This is a genomic window from Stenotrophomonas sp. C9D9, assembly GCF_056491205.1.
Window position 1 is genome coordinate 1,094,774 of record NZ_JBSZIF010000006.1, and the last position, 18,842, is coordinate 1,113,615.

Annotated in this window: 15 protein-coding genes; 9 read left to right on the forward strand and 6 right to left on the reverse strand. The window is 67.0% G+C overall.

Annotated elements, in window-relative coordinates; translation table 11 throughout:
- Nucleotides 1-41: 41 nt before the first annotated feature.
- Nucleotides 42-719 (reverse strand): (d)CMP kinase, encoded by a 678-nt coding sequence (gene cmk / locus ACXI0D_RS20630; RefSeq protein ID WP_014036894.1) that lies wholly within the window; start codon nt 717-719, stop codon nt 42-44.
- A 197-nt stretch (nt 720-916) separates the two neighbouring features.
- Between cmk and ykgO the strand changes: the two genes are divergently transcribed.
- From ykgO to ACXI0D_RS20660, 6 genes are all read left to right on the forward strand, one after another.
- Complete coding sequence (gene ykgO, locus ACXI0D_RS20635; RefSeq protein WP_005409283.1) at nt 917-1,042, forward strand: type B 50S ribosomal protein L36; 126 nt, start codon at nt 917-919, stop codon at nt 1,040-1,042.
- A 172-nt stretch (nt 1,043-1,214) separates the two neighbouring features.
- Nucleotides 1,215-1,517 (forward strand): hypothetical protein, encoded by a 303-nt coding sequence (locus tag ACXI0D_RS20640; RefSeq protein ID WP_424143753.1) that lies wholly within the window; start codon nt 1,215-1,217, stop codon nt 1,515-1,517.
- 39 nt (nt 1,518-1,556) lie between these two features.
- On the forward strand, nt 1,557-2,594 hold the full coding sequence (locus ACXI0D_RS20645; protein WP_032130076.1) for an agmatine deiminase family protein: 1,038 nt from the start codon (nt 1,557-1,559) through the stop codon (nt 2,592-2,594).
- Nucleotides 2,595-2,753: 159 nt separating this feature from the next.
- Nucleotides 2,754-3,641: a carbon-nitrogen hydrolase gene (locus ACXI0D_RS20650; protein ID WP_049442792.1), complete on the forward strand. Its 888-nt coding sequence runs from the start codon at nt 2,754-2,756 to the stop codon at nt 3,639-3,641.
- 14 nt (nt 3,642-3,655) lie between these two features.
- Nucleotides 3,656-4,186, forward strand: coding sequence for a GNAT family N-acetyltransferase (locus ACXI0D_RS20655; RefSeq protein WP_049442793.1), 531 nt, complete (start codon nt 3,656-3,658; stop codon nt 4,184-4,186).
- A gap of 4 nt (nt 4,187-4,190) precedes the next feature.
- Nucleotides 4,191-5,411, forward strand: coding sequence for a TraB/GumN family protein (locus ACXI0D_RS20660; RefSeq protein ID WP_101765314.1), 1,221 nt, complete (start codon nt 4,191-4,193; stop codon nt 5,409-5,411).
- Between the two features lie 90 nt (nt 5,412-5,501).
- Here the strand turns inward: ACXI0D_RS20660 and ACXI0D_RS20665 are convergent, their stop codons facing one another.
- From ACXI0D_RS20665 to ACXI0D_RS20675, 3 genes are read right to left on the reverse strand one after another with little or no spacing between them, the layout of a single operon-like run.
- Nucleotides 5,502-8,585 carry an efflux RND transporter permease subunit gene (locus ACXI0D_RS20665; RefSeq protein ID WP_479643087.1) on the reverse strand — a complete coding sequence of 1,028 codons (3,084 nt, stop codon included), beginning with the start codon at nt 8,583-8,585 and terminating at the stop codon, nt 5,502-5,504.
- Nucleotides 8,582-12,103, reverse strand: coding sequence for an efflux RND transporter permease subunit (locus ACXI0D_RS20670; RefSeq protein WP_182474447.1), 3,522 nt, complete (start codon nt 12,101-12,103; stop codon nt 8,582-8,584). The genes ACXI0D_RS20665 and ACXI0D_RS20670 overlap by 4 nt, the downstream gene beginning before the upstream one ends.
- Nucleotides 12,100-13,245, reverse strand: a complete 1,146-nt coding sequence (locus tag ACXI0D_RS20675; RefSeq protein WP_014036886.1) for an efflux RND transporter periplasmic adaptor subunit — start codon at nt 13,243-13,245, stop codon at nt 12,100-12,102. The genes ACXI0D_RS20670 and ACXI0D_RS20675 overlap by 4 nt, the downstream gene beginning before the upstream one ends.
- Nucleotides 13,246-13,450: 205 nt before the next feature.
- On the opposite strand from ACXI0D_RS20675, the gene ACXI0D_RS20680 reads away from it, so the two are divergent.
- Nucleotides 13,451-13,840: a c-type cytochrome gene (locus ACXI0D_RS20680; protein ID WP_049442797.1), complete on the forward strand. Its 390-nt coding sequence runs from the start codon at nt 13,451-13,453 to the stop codon at nt 13,838-13,840.
- A 9-nt stretch (nt 13,841-13,849) separates the two neighbouring features.
- The gene (locus tag ACXI0D_RS20685) at nt 13,850-14,311 is read left to right on the forward strand and encodes a c-type cytochrome (protein WP_005416218.1); all 462 of its coding nucleotides are present in this window, start codon (nt 13,850-13,852) and stop codon (nt 14,309-14,311) included.
- 356 nt (nt 14,312-14,667) lie between these two features.
- Here the strand turns inward: ACXI0D_RS20685 and ACXI0D_RS20690 are convergent, their stop codons facing one another.
- Entirely contained in the window at nt 14,668-16,548 is a 1,881-nt protein-coding gene (locus tag ACXI0D_RS20690) for an ATP-binding cassette domain-containing protein (RefSeq protein WP_101765312.1), read from the reverse strand.
- A gap of 224 nt (nt 16,549-16,772) precedes the next feature.
- Nucleotides 16,773-17,648 carry a LysR substrate-binding domain-containing protein gene (locus ACXI0D_RS20695; RefSeq protein WP_049442799.1) on the reverse strand — a complete coding sequence of 292 codons (876 nt, stop codon included), beginning with the start codon at nt 17,646-17,648 and terminating at the stop codon, nt 16,773-16,775.
- Nucleotides 17,649-17,750: 102 nt separating this feature from the next.
- On the opposite strand from ACXI0D_RS20695, the gene ACXI0D_RS20700 reads away from it, so the two are divergent.
- A complete protein-coding gene (locus ACXI0D_RS20700) occupies nt 17,751-18,830 on the forward strand; it encodes a YeiH family protein (RefSeq protein WP_049442800.1) in 1,080 nt (359 codons plus the stop codon).
- Nucleotides 18,831-18,842 lie beyond the last annotated feature (12 nt).

Genomic DNA, 18,842 nt, shown 5'->3' on the forward strand with positions numbered 1-18,842 from the left:
ACCACCGCCGATGCTGCTGGCAGCGCTCCCGCGCGAACGGATCAGGCAGCCGGAACCGGAAGCAGATCCATCACTCTGGCAACGACATCATCGATGCCGATGCCTGTGGTGTCGATGAGGACAGCATCGTCTGCCGGCTTCAGGGGCGCCACGGTACGCTGAGCATCACGGGCGTCGCGGGCCATGATCTCGCGCAGGAGGTCATCAAAGTTAACAGAAACCCCCTTGTCTTTCAACTGCTTATGCCGGCGCTCGGCGCGCTCCTCGGCACTGGCGGTCAGGAAGACCTTGTAGGAGGCGTCCGGGAAGATCACCGTGCCCATGTCGCGGCCATCGGCAACCAGCCCCGGCAGCTCCCTGAATGCGCGCTGGCGCTCCTTCAGGGCAGCCCGGACCTCCGGAATGGCAGCAATGGCCGAGGCCAGCGCACCGGTGGTCTCCAGGCGCAGTTCGTCGGTGGCATCGGTGCCGTTGACCATGACCCGCATGGCATCACCCTGCTCGACAAACTGAACGTGGGTGTCGAAGGTGCAGCGGACCAGCGCCGAGGCGTCGGAGGTATCGATGTCGGCCCAGCTTGCGGCGACGCCCACTGCCCGGTACAGCGCGCCCGAATCCAGGTAATGCCAGCCCATCCTGCGCGCGATGATGCGGCTGATGGTACCCTTGCCGGCCCCGGATGGGCCGTCGATGGTCAGGACGGGAGCGAGTGGATTCATGGGGGTCCCAGAGCGTGTGAAGAGGCCATTCTAGCCCCTGCCAGACGCCCCCAGCGGGATCTTTTGTGCAACCACTTGAAACCATGAGGAAAAGCCCGGTAGAATGGCGGGCTTGAACGAGCGTCAACTGCCGATTGTCTTTCGCATATCGCGGCCACGCTCCACCCGAACAACTACTGTTTACGCCGAGGTATGCCATGAAAGTCCTGTCCTCCCTGAAGTCGGCGAAGGCCCGTCACCGTGACTGCAAGGTCGTGCGTCGTCGTGGCAAGATCTTCGTCATCTGCAAGTCGAACCCGCGTTTCAAGGCGCGTCAGCGCTAAGCCTCACAGCCTTCCGGCTGCGGCTGGCCCTACGCGGGGCCGACCCGATGCAAGAAACCGCCTTCGGGCGGTTTTTTGTTTATGCGGCTTTTTCCTGCCGTTTTTGCTGTAATCGCCTTTCTTGACCACTGGGGAGTAGATCGAGATGAAGCGTTACCTGTCCGCCCTGGCCATGATGGCCACCCTGGCCGCCGCCACACCGGCACTGGCCGATACCCTGCTTGTCGATCGTGCCCGCGAGAAGCCGGCCGGTGCCGTGCCCGTGCGCGGCCAGAGCATGCAGCAGGTGCAGGCGCAGTTCGGCGCGCCCAACGAGCAGCTGCAGCCGCGTGGCGGGCAGAAGCGGCAGTGGCCGACCATCAACCGCTGGGTGTACCCGCAGTTCACCGTCTACTTCGAGAAGCAGAAGGTGATCAACGTGGTGGCCAACCAGGCGGACCCGAACGAAATCGGCCCGAAACCGCCGATCCGTTGATCCCTTTACCCGCCGTGGGCGGGCCTGTGTAGCGAGACCATGAACCAGACCCTTCGTTTTCCTGCCGAGTGGGAAGCCCAGAGCGGCGTCCTGATTGCCTGGCCCACCGCCGACACCGACTGGGCCGACCGCCTGGGCCAGGTGGAAGAGACCTACATCGCCCTGGTCGCGGCCATCACCCGCTTCCAGCCGGTGCTGATCTGCGTGGCCGACGATGATGTGGAGACCTATGCGGAGATGCGGCTGCGTTCCAACCGCATCGACATGGACAAGGTCCACTTCACCACGGCGGCCTACGACGATACCTGGCTGCGCGACTCCGGCCCGATCACCCTGCGCCGTGCCGACGGCGGTTTCCAGCTGCTGGATTTCCGCTTCACCGGCTGGGGCGGCAAGTTCGATGCCACCCTGGATGACCAGCTGGTGGGCGTGCTCGACCAGGCCGGCGTGTTCAATGACGCACCGGTGCGCAGCATTCCGTTCGCGCTGGAAGGCGGCGGCATCGAGACCGACGGCGAAGGCACCCTGCTGACCACCTGGAAGTGCCTGCACGAGCGCCACCCGGACCGCGACCGCGCCAGCCTGAGCGCCGACCTGGCCGACTGGCTGCAGCAGGACCGCGTGCTGTGGCTGGACCACGGCTACCTGGAAGGCGACGACACCGACGCCCACATCGATACCCTCGCCCGCTTCGCCTCGGCTGACAGCATCGTCTACCAGGCCTGCGACGACGAGAGCGACTCGCACTACGCCGAACTGCAGGCGATGGGCAATGAGCTGGCCGCGCTGCGCACCAAGGATGGCCAGCCGTACCGCCTGTTCCCGCTACCGTGGGCACAGCCGGTGATCGACGAAGGCCGCCGGCTGGCTGCGTCGTACGCCAACTACCTGATCGTCAATGGCGCGGTGCTGATGCCGGCCTACGGCGACCCGGCCGACGACCTGGCCCGCGATGTACTGGCCCAGGCACACCCGGGCCGCGAGATCGTGCAGGTACCCTGCCGCTCGCTGATCTGGCAGAACGGCAGCCTGCACTGCATCACCATGCAGCTGCCGGCCGGGCTGTTGAAGGCGTAAGCGGTAGTGCCGGCCGCTGGCCGGCAACCATGCAATGCCTGATGGATCCACGGGATTGCCGGCCAGCGGCCGGCACTACCAGCACCCATTCAGCGCGCAACACGCCGTCGCCGTCCATCCGCGCTAACATGCAGGTTTTCCCCCGCAGGAACGCCCCGCATGAACTCGCGCAGCCCCCTTACCGTCGCCCTGATCCAGGAGCGCAACCACGGTGATGCCGCCGCCAACCTGGCGGTGATCGAAGCACGCGTGGCCGAGGCGGCTGCCCAGGGTGCCAAGCTGGTGCTGCTGCAGGAACTGCACAACGGCCCGTACTTCTGCCAGCACGAGTCGGTGGACGAGTTCGACCTGGCCGAGCCGATTCCGGGCCCGAGCACCGAGCGCCTGGGCGCGCTGGCGAAGAAGCATGGCGTGGTGCTGGTCGGCTCGCTGTTCGAGCGCCGCGCTGCCGGCCTGTACCACAACACCGCCGTGGTGTTCGAGAAGGACGGTACCCTGCTCGGCAAGTACCGCAAGATGCACATCCCGGATGATCCGGGCTTCTACGAGAAGTTCTACTTCACCCCGGGCGACATCGGCTTCACGCCGATCGATACGTCGGTGGGCCGCCTTGGCGTGCTGGTGTGCTGGGACCAGTGGTACCCGGAAGCGGCACGCCTGATGGCGCTGGCCGGTGCCGAACTGCTGCTGTACCCGACCGCGATCGGCTGGGACCCGGACGATGTGCAGGACGAGAAGACCCGCCAGCGCGACGCCTGGGTGCTGAGCCACCGTGGCCACGCCGTGGCCAACGGCCTGCCGGTGCTGAGCTGCAACCGCGTCGGCCACGAAGCCTCGCCGCTGGGCGCGTCGGGCATCCAGTTCTGGGGCAACAGCCACGTGCTGGGCCCGCAGGGCGAATTCCTGGCCGAGGCCGGCACCGACGCCACCGTGCTGCTGTGCGACGTCGACCTGCAGCGCAGCGAGCATGTGCGCCGCATCTGGCCGTTCCTGCGTGATCGCCGCATCGATGCCTACGGCGACCTGCTCAAGCGCTACATCGACTGAGCCGGAGCCCGCGCATGGCCGTCCTCATCCGTGATGCCGGCCCGGCCGACATCGACGCGATCACCGCGATCTATGCGGTGGAAGTGACCGACTTCGTCAACACCTACGAGTACGACATCCCGGACGCGACCGAGATGCTGCGCCGCATGCGCGACATCGTCGATCGCGGCTTCCCCTACCTGGTCGCCGAGATCGACGGCCAGGTCGCCGGCTATGCCTACGCCAATACCTACCGCACCCGCGTCGCCTACCAGTGGACCGTGGAGAACTCGGTCTACGTCGATGCCGCATTCCAAGGCAAAGGCGTCGGCACTGGCCTGCTGCAGGCCTTGATTGATGCCTGCGTGACGCGTGGCTACCGGCAGATGGTGGCGGTGATCGGCGAACCGACCAACACCGCGTCGATCAAGCTGCACGAACGCTTCGGCTTCGAGCTGGTGGGCGTGTTCCGTGGCCTTGGCCGCAAGCACGGCCGCTGGCTGGATACCGTGCAGATGCAGCGCGCGCTCGGCGATGGCGCCGACACCGCACCTTCCAATGAATGAACCCATGACTGAAACCCTTCCCGAAACCGGCGACGACCTGTTCGCCGGCCAGCCGGTGCGCGTCGTCGAACGCGACGGCGTGCGTTACACCCTGCTGGGCACCGCCCACGTCTCACGCGCCAGCGTCGAGGCCGTTGAAAAGGCCATCGACAGCGGCCGCTTCGATGCGGTGGCCGTCGAGCTGGATCCGCAGCGCCTGCAGGCGCTGAGCGACCCGGACACACTGGCCAAGCTCGACCTGGTCGAGGTGATCCGCAAGGGCCGCGTCGCCCTGTTCGCCGCCAACCTGGCTCTGTCCGCCTACCAGCGCCGCCTGGCCGAGCAGCTCGACATCGAGCCCGGTGCCGAACTGAAGCGTGCGGTGGAACTGGCGCGCGAGCGCAACCTGCCCGTGCACCTGATCGACCGCGAGGTCGGCCTGACCTTCCGCCGTGCCTCGCAGCGGCTGGGGTTCTTCGGCAAGCTGAAGCTGGTCGCCGGGCTTGGCGCCGGCCTGTTCTCGTCCGAGGAAGTGGGCGAGAACGAGATCGAGAAGCTCAAGCAGGGCGACATGCTGGAATCGAGCTTCGGCGAGTTCGCCAGCGAGAGCCCGGCGCTGTACGAGACCATCATCGGCGAGCGTGACCGCTACATGGCCACGCGCCTGCGCGAAGAACACGATCCGCAGCAGCGTGAGGTGTTGGCGGTGGTCGGTGCCGGTCACCTGGCCGGGCTGGCCCGCTACCTGGAAACCGACACCGAGGCGCCGGCGCCGCTGCGTGCCGAGCTGGAGGCGGTGCCGAAGAAGCGCAACATTCCGTGGTTCACGCTAGGCATCCTGGCGATCGTAGCGACCGGCATCGGCGTGGGCTTCTACCGCGGCGGCCTGGGCGTGGGCACCGAACTGCTGGCAACCTGGGCGATGTATACCGGCGGCCTGGCGGGCCTGGGCTGCCTGCTGGCCGGCGGCCATCCCCTGAGCATCCTCACCGCGATCGCGGTGGCCCCGTTCAAGCCGTTCCGCCTGAGCATCCCGACCGGCGCGTTCTCAGCACTGGTGGAAGCGCGGCTGCGCAAGCCAGCGTATGAGGACTTCCTGAAGCTGCGCGACGATGCGCAGAGCCTGAAGGGCTGGTACCGCAACCGTGTCACCCGCGTGGTGCTGACCTTCATGCTGACCAACCTGGGCAGCATGCTGGGCCTGTGGCTGACCACGTTCAAGGTCTGGGGCAAGGTGGCGGGCTGATGGTCCCCCCGGGCATGGCCCGGCGAAAAAAAAGGGGGAGGCCGCCCCACTACGACCGGCCTCCCCCACACCACAACACGTTGTCGCGCATTACAGCCGGGCAGCGCCCGGCGCTACCATTTCCAGGCCGCGCGCACGGCGGATCAGCCGCGTCACGGCAGTGCGCAGGTCATCGAGCACCGCGTAGATCGTCGGCAGGAACAGCAGGCTGACCACCGTCGAGAACGCCAGGCCGCCGGCAATCGCACGCGCCATCGGCGAATACTCCGGGCCATTGCCGAACATCTGCGTATCGGTCAGCGAGATCGGGATCATCGCCAGGATTGCCGTGCCCATGGTCATCATGATCGGGCGCAGGCGTTCGCGTGAGCCTTCCACCAACGCCTGGGTGCGGCCCATGCCGCTGCGCCGCAGGTTGTTGATGTGCTCGATCATCACGATTCCGTTGTTCACCACCACGCCCATCAGCACCAGGATGCCGATGAAGGACATGATCCCGAACGAGGTACCGGTGATCCAGAACAGCCAGAACACGCCGAAGATCGAGAACAGCACGCCGCTCATGATCGCCGCCGGGAACAGCAGCGACTCGAACACCGCCGCCATCACCACGTAGATCATCACCAGCGCGATCAGCAGGTTGAACACCATCTGCTGCATGGCTTCGTCATCATTGCCGTAGTCGCCACCGTCGAAGGTGAAACCATAACCAGCCGGGAAGTTCATCGGCTTGAGCACGGCTTCGATCGCCTTGCGCCCGTCCGGTGCGGTGACCTTCTCGGCCAGGTTGGCCTTGATGGTCAGCGTGGTCTGGCGGTTGGTGCGTCCGATCTGGGTGGCCGACGAACCGACGTCCACGGTGACCAGACTCAGCAGCGGCACGCTGCGGCCATCGCCGGTGCGCACGCTGAAACCGGCCAGGTCTTCCGGGCTACTCTGCTCGGCGCCGGCGAAGCGCACCCACACCGGCACTTCATTGTCACCGCGGCGGAACTCGCGCATCGGTGCGCCGCGCAGCGCCAACCCGACGAAGCTGGCCACCTGCTCGGCGTTGAAGCCGAATGCCGCGGCGCGCTCGCGGTCGACACGCACCTTCAGCTCGCCGCCCTTCTCGCCGTTGTCGATGCGCACGTCGCGCAGTTCGGCACGCTGCGCCAGCAACGGCACCACTTCCTGGCCGATCTCCTGCAGCATCGAGCTGGAATCACCCACCAGCTGCACCTGCACGCCCTGGTTGCTGCCGCCGCCATCGCCGCCCTGGTTGCCGACGAAGTAATCGGTGCGGGCCGACTTCGGCAGGCCCTTGCGCAGTTCCTCCTGCAGCGCCTTGATGTCCTTGGCGTGCTTTTTGTCCAGGGTGACGACCGTGGAGCTGCCTTCCTGCTCGCTGTACCAGGAGTACACCTGCTTCACGTGCAGGCGTTCGCGGTTCTGGTCGATCCAGTTCTCCACCCGCGCCACTTCCTCGGACATCTGGCGGTAGGTGTAGGCACCCTTCCACATGTAGCCGATGAAGATGTCCTTGCCACCCTCGCCACCGAACATGTCGATCTTGGTCAGCTTCATCGGCACCAGGCTGACCAGCACCACCAGCAGGATGCCGAACAGGCTCCAACCGCGGTGATGCAGCGACCAGTCCAGCAGCTGCGCGTAGCGCCGCTGCAGGCGCGCGATCAGGCCGGTCTGCGAGTGCACCAGCTTGGGCGTGGCCATGCGTGCGGACAGCATCGGGATCAGGCTGACCGCCACCAGCCACGAGGCCAGCAGCGAGACCGAGATGGTGATCGCGATCTGCGCCATGAAAATGCTGATGTTGTTGGTCTCGCCGAACAGGTTCGGCACGAACACGATGCAGTGGCACAGCGTACCGGCGCTGAGCGCGATGGCCACGTTGCGGGTGCCGATGATCGAGGCCAGCCGTGGCTGCCCCGGCATGCGCTCGCGCTCCTGGTAGATGCTCTCCACCACCACCACGGCATTGTCGACCAGCATGCCCACCGCCAGCAGCAGGCCCATCATGGTCAGGATGTTCAGTGTCACCCCGACGAAGTACATGAAGCCGAGGGTGATGGTGAAGCAGATCGGAATGGCCAGGGTCACCATCAGCGTCGACGGCCAATGGCGCAGGAAGAAGAACAGCACCGTGATCGACAGGATCAGGCCAACCGCGCCGGCCTCGGCCAGCTCCAGCAGCGAGGACGTCACCGCCTTGCCCTGGTTGTCGATCACCTTGATCTGCACGTCGCGCATGGACGGCTGCGCGCGGATCGCCTCGACTTCGGCCAGCGCCGCACGCGAGACGTCCACCAGGTTGGCACTGCGCTCCTTGAAGATATCCAGGCCCACCGCCGGGTTGCCGTCCAGGCGGCGCCCGTAGTTCATCCTCGCCGGCTTCAGGCGGACATCGGCGATATCGCCCAGGCGCAGGCCCTTGGCGTTGATCACCAGGTCGCGCATTTCCTGCAGGTCGGTGATCTCGCCCACCGGCTGCACGCGCACGCGCTGGCCGTTGTCGTCGATCTGCCCGGCCGAGATCGAGAAATTCAGCGTGCGCAGGCGCTCGCTCAGCTCGTTGATGCTCAACCCATGCGCGTTGAGCCGGTTCGGATCGATGGCGATCTCGACCTCGTTCGGCGGCGCACCGGTGATGTCGACCCTTGCCACACCCGGGATGCGCTCGATGCGCCGCTTGAACTCACGGTCGAGCATGTCATAGGCGGTGGTCAGGTCGGTGGTGCTGGCCAGGCGCACCTTCAACACGGGCTGGTCACTGCTGGACCACTTGAACACGTTGTAGCGCTGCAGGTCGTCGGGCAGGTCGCTGCGGATCGCGTCGATACGCTCGCGCGCGTCGGACGCGGCAATGGCGATGTCGCGGTCCCAGTCGCTGAACTCGATGTAGATCAGCGCCGCCTCGGAGGTGGCCGACGAGCGCATGCGCTTGATGCCGGTCATCGTCGCCAGCGATTCCTCGACCGGGCGGATGATGGTCCGTTCCACTTCTTCCGGGGTCGAGCCGGTGTACGGAATCTGCACGAACAGGAACGGCGCGGAGATGTCCGGCAGCGCCTCCAGCGGCAGCCGGAACGAAGCGATCAGGCCGATCACCACCAGCGACACGAAGCACATGATGGTGGTGACCGGGCGGCGGATGGAGAACTCGGCAACACTCATGCCGGTTCCTCCACACCCGCCGTGCCGCCCTCGTCGCCGTGCAGGCCCTCACCGGCGTGCTTGCGGCCGCGCTCACGGTAGTAGGCGTCGCCGCGACGATCCATCAGGTCGTACACCACCGGGATCACCAGCAGGGTCAGCAGCGTCGACACCAGCAGGCCACCGATCACGGTGATCGCCATCGGTGCACGCACCTCGGCGCCCTCGCCCATTGCCACCGCCAGCGGCAGGAAGCCGAACAGCGTGCACAGGGTGGTCATGATGATCGGCCGCAGGCGCGAGCGCGCACCTTCCACCAGTGCCTCGTGCTTGGCCACGCCGGCCTCGCGCAGCTGGTTGACCTTGTCGATCAGGATGATCGCGTTCTTGGTCACCAGGCCGACCAGCAGGATCAGGCCGATGAACACCACCACCGAGATGGGCTTGCCGGTCAGCATCAGCGCCAGGATCGCGCCGACCAGCGCCAGCGGGATGGTGAACAGGATCACGAACGGGTGCAGCAGCGATTCGAACTGCGAGGCCATCACCAGGTAGACCAGGAAGATCGCCAGGCCGAAGGCGAAGATCAGCGACTTCGCCGCCTGCGCCAGCTCTTCGCCCTGGCCGCCGATATGCAGGCCGACGCCCGCGCCCAGCGGCTGCTCGGCCACCATCTGCTGCACTTCACGCATGGCCGCGCCGAGGTCGATGTCGCGCAGGTTGGCCGACACCACCGCCACCCGGGTCTGGTCGGCCCGGTGGATCTCGCTGGGGCCAGTGGTGGCGACCACGTCGGCTACCGCGTCCAACGTGACCGGGCGGGTGCTGCCCGGGTTGACGATCAGCCGGCGGATGCTCTCCACGCTGGCGCGGTCGCCTTCCTGCGCACGCACCAGCACGTCGATCTTGCGGTCGCGGAAGCTGTAGCGGGTGGCGACGTCGCCGCGCACCTTCTTCACCACCACGTCGGCGATCTGGCGGGTGGTCAGGCCCAGCGCACCGGCACGCTCCTGGTCGAAGCGGATCTGGATTTCCGGGAAGCCCTCTTCCACCGTCGACTTCACGTCGGCGTAGTGGGCATTGCCGCGCAGCATCGCTGCCAGGCGCTGGCCGGCCACTTCCAGGGTGGCCATGTCCTGCCCGCGCAGCTCGATTTCCAGCGGCGTGGAGAAACTGAACAATGCCGGCCGCGCGAAGTCGACCTGGGCACCCGGGTGCTGGCTCATGGTACCGCGCAGGCGCTCGGTGATCGCCGCTTCCGTGTGCGCATTGCCGCCGCCTTCCATCACCACGGTCAGCTTGCCGATGTTCTCACCGCTTTCGGTCGGGCTGGCATCCAGCCGGGTGCCGCTGCCGCTTACGCCATACAGCGAGGCCACGCCTTCGCCCTTGCCGTGTGCCAGCTGCAGCTCGCGCACCAGCGCATCGGTCTGCTTGAGCGGCGTGCCGGCCGGCAGCTTCACCGTCATTTCGAAACGGTCCTGCGCCAGCTGCGGGATCAGGTCCGCACCAAGCATCGGCACCAGCGCCATGGTCGCTACGAAAATGATGGCGGCCACGCCCAGCACCTTGCCCGGATGCGCGAGCGCACTCGGCAGCAGGCGCAGGTAGCCACGCTCGGCGCCGGCATAGGGCTTCATCGCCAGGTCGCTGGCCTTGCGCATCACCGGGCCGATCACCGCGACCACGCCGCGCCACAGGCGCACCACCAGCCAGGCCAGCGCATAGAAGCTCCAGCGCACGCTGGCGACCACGCCACGGCGACCCAGCGCCACCGGCTTCTGCCAGCGCTTCTGCGGCTGCCACGCTGCGTTCGGCGCTTCTTCCGGGAACGCCAGCGGCGGCCGTCCCTTCAGCGAGCTCAACATCGGGATCAGGGTCATCGACACCAGCAGCGAGATCGCGATGGCGATCGCGACGGTCAGCGCCTGGTCGCGGAACAACTGCCCGGCGATGCCGTCGACGAACACCAGCGGCAGGAACACCGCGATGGTGGTCAGGGTCGAGGCGACCACGGCCATGCTCACTTCGCGGGTGCCGGCAATCGCCGCCTGCAGGATGCCCAGGCCACGCTCGCGGGCCTTGGCGATGCTCTCCAGCACCACGATCGAGTCATCCACGACCAGGCCGGTGGCCAATGCCAGGCCACCCAGCGACATCACGTTCAAGCTGAGGCCGAGCTGGCCCATGAAGAAGAACGTGGCGATGATCGAGACCGGCAACGACAGGCTGATCACGAACGTGCTCCAGCCATCGCGCAGGAACAGGAAGATGATCAGGATCGCCAGCAGGCCACCGATCACGGCATCCTTCTTGACGTCGGCGATGGCGTGCTCGATGAAGCGCGACTGGTCCTCGATGGTTGTCAGCTCGACGTCCGACGGGAACGTGCCCTTGATCTGCTCCAGGCGCTTGCGCAGCGCTTCGGCGGTGGACACGGTGTTGGCGTCGCCTTCCTTGTAGATGGCCAGCTCGACCGATTCCTTGCCGCCCAGGCGGATGATCGCTTCACGCTCCTTGTAGCCCTGGCGCACCGTGGCCACGTCCTTCAGGCGCACCGGCACGCCGTTGGCAACCACGCTGGAGCCACCACCGGACGATGCGCTCTGTGCCGCCGACGCCGCCGCGATGGCGGCCGCCGAACCGGTCGACGCGGCGATGTTGAACATCTGCTGCAGCGCCGAATCCGCCGCGCTGCCATTGGCGGCCTGGGTGGTCACCAGCAGGTTGCGGATTTCCTCCAGGTCGGCGAACTGATTGACGGTACGCACCAGGAAGCGCTGCGAACCCTCCTCCAGGCGGCCACCGGAAATATTGATGTTCTCGTCCTTCAGGCGCTTGATGACGGTGTCGATCGGCAGGTTCAGCTGGGCCAGCTTCTGCTGGTCGATGTCGACCTGGATCTCGTCCTCCAGGCCACCGCCGACCTTCACTGCTGCCACGCCAGTGACCGGCTCCAGTTTCTTCTTCAGGTCTTCATCGGCATAGCGGCGCAGGCCGGTCAGCTCGCGCACCGCATCGGCATCGCTGGTCGGCGCCGCCTTGTTCGACAACACCAGGCGCATGATCGGCTCGGTGGACGGATTGAAGCGCAGCAGCACCGGGGCCTTGGCCTCCAGCGGCAGGTTCAGCGCTTCCATCTTGTCGCGCACCTCCAGGCTGGCCTGGTCCATGTTGGTGCCCCAGGCGAATTCCAGCACCACATCGCTCTGGCCGGTGCGCGAGACCGACTTCAGCTTGCGCAGGTTCTTGACCACGCCAACCGCCTCTTCGACCGGCTGGGTGATCAGGGTTTCGATTTCAGTCGGCGCTGCACCGGTGTATTCGGTGCGCACGGTCAGCGTCGGATAGCTCAGGTCGGGCAGCAGGTTGACCTTGAGGTTGCCCAGCGCGATCAGGCCGAACAGCAGCAGCGTGACCGTGCACATGGCGATGGTCACGCGGCGGCGGGTGGCGAATTCCACCAGGCCGCCGCGCATGCTGGCGGCGGCGCCGTCGCTCGCCGGCGAGGCACCGTGGTCGTGGCCCGGCGCGGTCATTGCTTGCTCCCGGCCTTGTCTGCCGGCTTGGCGGCCGCAGCGACCGTCTTCGCCTTCGGGTCGGCAATCACCTGCACCGTGGTGCCGTCGCGCAGGGCGACCTTGCCGGCGGTGACCACCTGATCACCGGCCGCCAGGCCATCACGGATCTCCACCCACGGGCCCTCGGCGTAACCCAGCTTGACCGGAACGCGTGCGACCTTGCCTTCGCGCACGCGGAACACCGCCGGCTCACCGTCGTCGAGCAACGCCAGGCGCGGTACGACCAGCGCATCGGCACGCTGGTCGTAGTCGATGCGGATGCGACCGAACATGCCGGGCTGCAGCGCGTGTGCGGCGCCGTCGAAGGCGCTGACCACGCGAAACGTGCCGCTGCCCGAATCCACCACCGGCGCGATGCGATCGACGGTGCCGGTGAAACTCTGCCCCGGCAGCGCATCGGCCGCCAGCGTCACCGGCTGGCCGGCGCGCAGGGTGGCCAGCTCGCGCTCGGGTACGTTGAGGGTGGCTTCCAGCCGCGAGTTGTCGACGATGCGGAAGATCGGCGTGTTGATCTGCACGAAGTTGCCGGTCTTGATCGAGCGCGAAGCGATCACGCCGGAGATCGGCGCCACCACCGTGGTGTAGGACAGCTCCAGCGTGGCCAGGCGGTACTGCGCGCGGACGTTTTCCAGGTCGTAGCGCAGCTGGTCGACATCGGCGGCGCTGACCATCTGCTGGCCAACCAGCTTCTGTGCGCGCTGGTAGTTGTTTTCCAGCTTGCGCATCTGCGCTTCGCTCTGTGCCACGGCCAGGCGCGCGCGGTCCGGGTCCAACCGCACCAGCGGCTGGCCGGCGGTGACCCGCTGCCCTTCCTCGACCAGCACCGCCAGGGCTACGCCGGAGGTCTTGGCGACCACCTGCGACTCGGCGCGTGGCTCCAGCGCCGCAGTACCGGTGTAGCTGGCCGCGACGGCACGATGGCTGGCCACCGCGACTTCGACCGGGACGGCGTCGACCTTCTTCTCCTCCTTGGTCTCGGCAGCCTTGGCTTCGGAATTGGGCCCTGCGGCGCAACCGCCCAGCAGCAGGGAGGTGGAGATCAGCAGTGCGGCAGCGCAGATTCCGCTGCGACGGCCGGACAGGAAGGTTGGGTGCGACATCGTCAGATCCCTGGAGGATGCGTGGACAGGTGTGGTAGCAAAGTAATGCACCACTTCACGGCAACACCATATCCCAAAGGTCATGGTGTCTTCACGCCGCTGGTCGGCCCACCCCCATTTCAGCTAGATGAAACCTGAGGCTATACTCGGGGCGTTCCGTACCCCACGCCGGAACGACCAGACCCGAATCCCCGGAAACGACACCATGCGCCCGCAGCCGCTCGCCGCTTGTCTCGCTCTGGCCGTCCTCCTGCCCCTTGGGGCCGCCGCACAGCCCGCTCCTGCTCCTGCCACACCCTCCCCGGCCCCGGCTCCCGCCGCTGCGCCGGCGCCCGTCGCACCCACCGGCAACTTCGACAATGGCCGCGTGCTGGCCTACACCTGCCAGGGCTGCCACGGCATCACCGGCTACAAGAACGCCTACCCCAGTTACCGGGTGCCGAAGATCGGCGGCCAGACCCAGCAGTACCTGGCCCAGGCCCTGACCGAGTACCGCCAGGGCAAGCGCCGGCATCCGACGATGCAGGCGCAGTCGATGAGTTTCAGCGAACAGGAGATCGCCGATCTCTCTGTTTACCTGTCCACCGTCAAGTAAGGCCCGCCCATGTCGAAAGCCGCGCATCCGATGCGTCACGCCATCGCCCTGTCCGTTGCCCTGCTGCTGGCGGCCTGTTCACAGTCGCAGGTGGAAAACAGCGAGAAATCCGCCGCCGACCCGGGCCATGCCAGCGGCGAACACGGTTCTTCGTCCTCCGCTGGCCTGCCGGCAGGCCGCGAAGCCGCCGGTGAAGCCCGCGCCAAGGTGAAGGGCAAGGCCACCAACCAGAGCTGCATCGACTGCCACGGGGCCGACGGCAATGCGCCGATCGATCCGACCTATCCGAAACTGGGTGGCCAGTACGGCGATTATCTGGCGCATGCGCTGCAGGCCTACCGCGCCGGTGACCGCCAGCATGCGCTGATGACGCCGCAGGCGAAGGACCTGAGTGATCAGGACATCGCCGATCTGGCCGCGTATTTCGGCAGCCGGCCGAGCCAGCTGCGGGATCTGCACGGGGTCAAATGACCGCTCTGCGCGGATCATGACTGCTGCAATCTGATGCGTTCATGGGCGTTACTTTTCTTGATGACGCACATCCTTGTGCGTCACCCTGCGGGCCGGCTATGCCGTTCCACCCTGCTCCTGCAGTGCGGTGCGCGCAAAGAAAAGTAACCAAAAGAAACGCTCCGCCGCCCGCGAGCCGATGCTACGCACCGGTACCCTGCGCTCCTCGGCCCACCGAGGGACGCCGCGGGAACTCGCTGCGCTCAGACACCCGCGCCTCTTCGCCCTCGCCGGACCTGCGGTGCTCGGCTCGCTTCAAGGCGGAATCAGATCAAAAGCCACAGCCGCCCGCCGGGCGAGACGGCCGTGGCAGACGCTCAGCCTTCCAGTTCTTCCCAGCGCGCGTACGCGGCATCCAGCTCGGCCTGCACCTTGGCCAGCTGCTGGGTGTGCGCGGTCACTTCGGCACTGCTGCGGGTGTAGAACGACGGGTCGTTCATCGCCGAGGTCAGCCCTTCGACATCGCCTTCCAGCTTCTCGATGGTCTTCGGCAGCTGCTCCAGTTCGCGCGCTTCCTTGTAGGCCAGCTTGCGCTTGGGCGCAGCCGGAGCAGCGGCCGTGGCGGCCGGTGCAGCAGCCGCCGGCTTGGCTGCCGGGGCCGCGGCAGGCGCAGCCACGCTGGCTGCATAGCGCTGCCAGTCGCTGTAGCCACCGACGTACTCACCGATCACGCCGTCGCCTTCCATCACCAGCGTGGACGTCACCACGTTGTCGATGAAGTCACGGTCGTGGCTGACCAGCAGCAGGGTGCCGGTGTACTCGCCCAGCAGCTCTTCCAGCAGCTCCAGGGTTTCCACGTCGAGGTCGTTGGTCGGTTCGTCCATCACCAGCAGGTTGGACGGCTGCGCGAACAGCTTGGCCAGCAGCAGGCGGTTGCGCTCGCCGCCGGACAGGCGGGTGATCGGCGCGCGCGCGCGCTCGGGGGTGAACATGAAGTCCTGCAGGTAGGCATGCACGTGCTTGCGCTTGCCGTTGAACTCGAGGAAATCACGGCCTTCGGCGACGTTCTCGATCGCGCTCCAGTCTTCGCGCAGCACCGCGCGGTACTGATCGAAATACGCGATTTGCAGGTTGGTACCGGCGTTGACCTCACCCTTGGCCGGCTGCAGTTCGCCCAGCAGCAGCTTCAGCAGCGTGGTCTTGCCACTGCCGTTGGGACCGATCAGGCCGATGCGGTCGCCACGCAGGATGGTGGTAGTGAAATCGCGGACCATGGTGCGCTCGCCGAAGGCGAACGAAATGTCCTTGACGTCGATGACCTTCTTGCCGGAGCTGACGCCCTGCGCGGCTTCCATCTTGACGTTGCCGCTGAGGTCACGGCGCTGCGAACGTTCAGTGCGCATCGCCTTCAGGCGACGTACGCGGCCTTCGTCGCGGGTACGGCGCGCCTTGATGCCCTGGCGGATCCAGACTTCTTCCTGCGCCAGCAGCTTGTCGAAGCGGGCGTTTTCCTGCGCCTGCGCATTGAGGCGTTCCTCGCGACGGCGCTCGTAGTTGGCCCAGTCGCCCGGCCAGCTGGTGACCTGGCCGCGGTCGATCTCGACGATGCGGGTGGCCAGTGCACGCAGGAAGCGACGGTCATGGGTGACGAACACCACGCTGCCGCTCCAGCCCTTCAGGAACGCTTCCAGCCAGTCGATGGCTTCGATGTCCAGGTGGTTGGTCGGTTCGTCCAGCAGCAACACATCCGGGCTGGACACCAGCGCACGAGCCAGCAGCACGCGGCGCTTCATGCCGCCGGACAGGCGGCCGAACTCGGCCTCGCCGTCGAGGTCGAGCTTGGTCAGGGTTTCGCTGACGCGCTGGTCCAGGCCCCAGCCGTTGGCGGCGTCGATCTTGGCCTGCACGTTGCCGAGCGCTTCGCCGTCGAAGACCTCGGCATGGCTGAGGTGGTGGAACTCGGCCAGCCACTGGCCCAGTTCGCCGAGGCCATCGGCGACGACGTCGAACACCGAGCCGGCGGCGCCGTGTGGCACTTCCTGCTCCAGGCGGGTGACGCGCACGCCCTGCTGCACGCGGACTTCGCCGTCATCGGGCTTGTGGTCGCCGGACAGCAGCTTGAGCAGGGTGGATTTGCCGGCGCCGTTGCGGCCGATCAGGGCGATGCGTTCGCCCGGCTCGATCGACAGTTCGGCCTTTTCCAGCAACAACGGGCCGCCGACGCTGAAGTCGACGTTCTGCAGAGTAATCAGAGGCATCCGGATATTGTACGGGTTGGGGGCGTCGGCCGGGTTGCACCCGGCACCCGCGGTAGTGCCGGCCGCTGGCCGGCAACCTCAACGGCAACGGCAGAAGCTGGTCTGTCGGAACGGCATTCTGCTCTGGTGGGTGGCGACCTTGGTCGACACGGTAGATCCACGCCATGCGTGGATGAGCGCTACAAGAAGGGTCGATGGAGGGAATCGACTGGGAATCTGATGGCTTACCCCACCTCCCCCAGCAACGCCTGCAACCCCGGCAGCCATTGCTTGCCGGGGTGGCGTACCAGCCACAGGGTGCGCTGCAGGGCGGGCAGCGGGGTCTCCAACACGCGCAGGCGGCCGAGGGCCAGGGGCTCTTCCAGCGCGTGGCGGGAGAGGCAGGCCAGGCCGAGGCCGGCGATGGCGGCCTGCTTGATCGCTTCGGTATTGCCCAGCTGCAGGGTCTGCGCGAAGCCGCGCAGGTGCGGCAACAGCGCCTGCTCCACGGCTTCGCGGGTGCCGGAGCCGGGCTCGCGCAGCAGCCAGCGGGCGCGGCGCAGTTCGTCCAGCGACCAGCGCGCGGCAGCGTCGGCGGCGCCGACGATCACCAGAGGATCCTGCTGCCAGGCGGTCACCTGCAGGCCACGTTCATGGCACGGGCCTTCGATCAGGCCGGCGTCGACGTCCAGGCGCTGCACGGCGGCAACCACGCCGGCACTGTTGTCGATGCGCAGGTCGACTTCGGCCTGCGGCGCCTGCCGCAGCAGATCGGCGATGCGCGGCGGCAACAGGTAGTTGCCGATGGTGGTACTGGCCGCCAGCACCAGCCGCAGCGGTGCACCCTGCGACGGGTCGCCGCCAGCGGCCAGCTGCCGCTCCAGGTCGGCAGCATTGACCAGCAACGTGCGCGCCGGTTCCAGCAGCGCGCGGCCGTGGCCGTTCAGGGCCAGGCGGCGACCGATGCGGTCGAACAACGGCGTGCCGAAGTGCGCTTCCAGCTCCTGCAGGGCGGCGCTGCTGGCCGACTGCGAAAGTGCGATGGCCTGACCGGCGGCAGTGGTGCTGCCGTGGTCGGCGATAGCGACGAAGACCTGCAACTGGCGCAAGGTCAGGCGCATGGCGCTTACCTTCTTGATGGGTAGGTTTCACCCATATTATTCGTTTTACAGGTCATCGTCCCAGGTGCACGCTTGCCCTATCACTCCAGCCCTACCCTTGCCATGAACGCCCCCGCTCTCTCCTCCTGGTCCCTGCCCGCCCTGCGCCAACGCTGGCAGCCGCGCCTGCCCGGCCTGCTGCTGGTGGGCCTGATCGCCGCGGCGTCGCTGTACCTGGCCGAGCTTCCCTGGCTTCAGGCGCACGGCCTGAGCGCGCTGACCGTGGCCATCGTCGCCGGCATCGTGGTCGGCAACACCTTCTACCCGCGGCTGGCACCGAGCAGCGCGGCCGGTGTCGGCTTCTCCAAGCACTGGCTGCTGCGCGCCGGCATCGTGCTGTACGGCCTGCGCCTGACCTTCCAGGACATCGGCCATGTCGGCGTCACAGGCGTGCTGATGGACGTATTGGTGGTCGCCAGCACCTTCGGCCTGGCCTGCTGGCTGGGCATGCGCGTGTTCAAGATGGAGCGCGAAGCGGCCATGCTGATCGGCGCCGGCAGTGCGATCTGCGGCGCGGCGGCGGTGATGGCCGCCGAACCGGTGGTGCGCGGCCGCGCTGCGCAGGTCACCGTCGCGGTCTCTACGGTAGTGGTGTTCGGCACGCTGGCGATGTTCCTGTACCCCGCCTTGTATGCGCTGGTGCAATCGCACGGCTGGCTGGCGATGGACGCGCAGCAGTACGGCCTGTTCACCGGTGCGACGGTGCATGAAGTGGCACAGGTGGTGGCGGCCGGCCGCGCGGTCAACGAAACGGCGGCCGATACCGCGGTGATCACCAAGATGGTGCGGGTGATGCTGCTGGCGCCGTTCCTGGTCGCGCTGTCGCTGTGGCTGGCGCGTGGCGGCAAGGCCAGTGCCGATGGCAGCAAGGCGCGCATCGTGGTGCCGTGGTTCGCGTTCGGTTTCGTGGCGGTGGCCGGGTTCAACTCGCTGCACCTGCTGCCGGCCGGCCTGCAGGCGGGGCTGGTGCAGCTGGATACCGTGCTGCTGGCGATGGCGATGGCCGCGCTGGGCCTGACCACCCACGTCTCGGCGCTGCGCCAGGCCGGGCTGAAGCCGCTGCTGCTGGCGCTGATCCTGTTCGCCTGGCTGCTGTTCGGTGGCCTGGCGATCCATCAGGGTGTGTTGGCGGTGCTTGGCTGATCGCCACTCCCC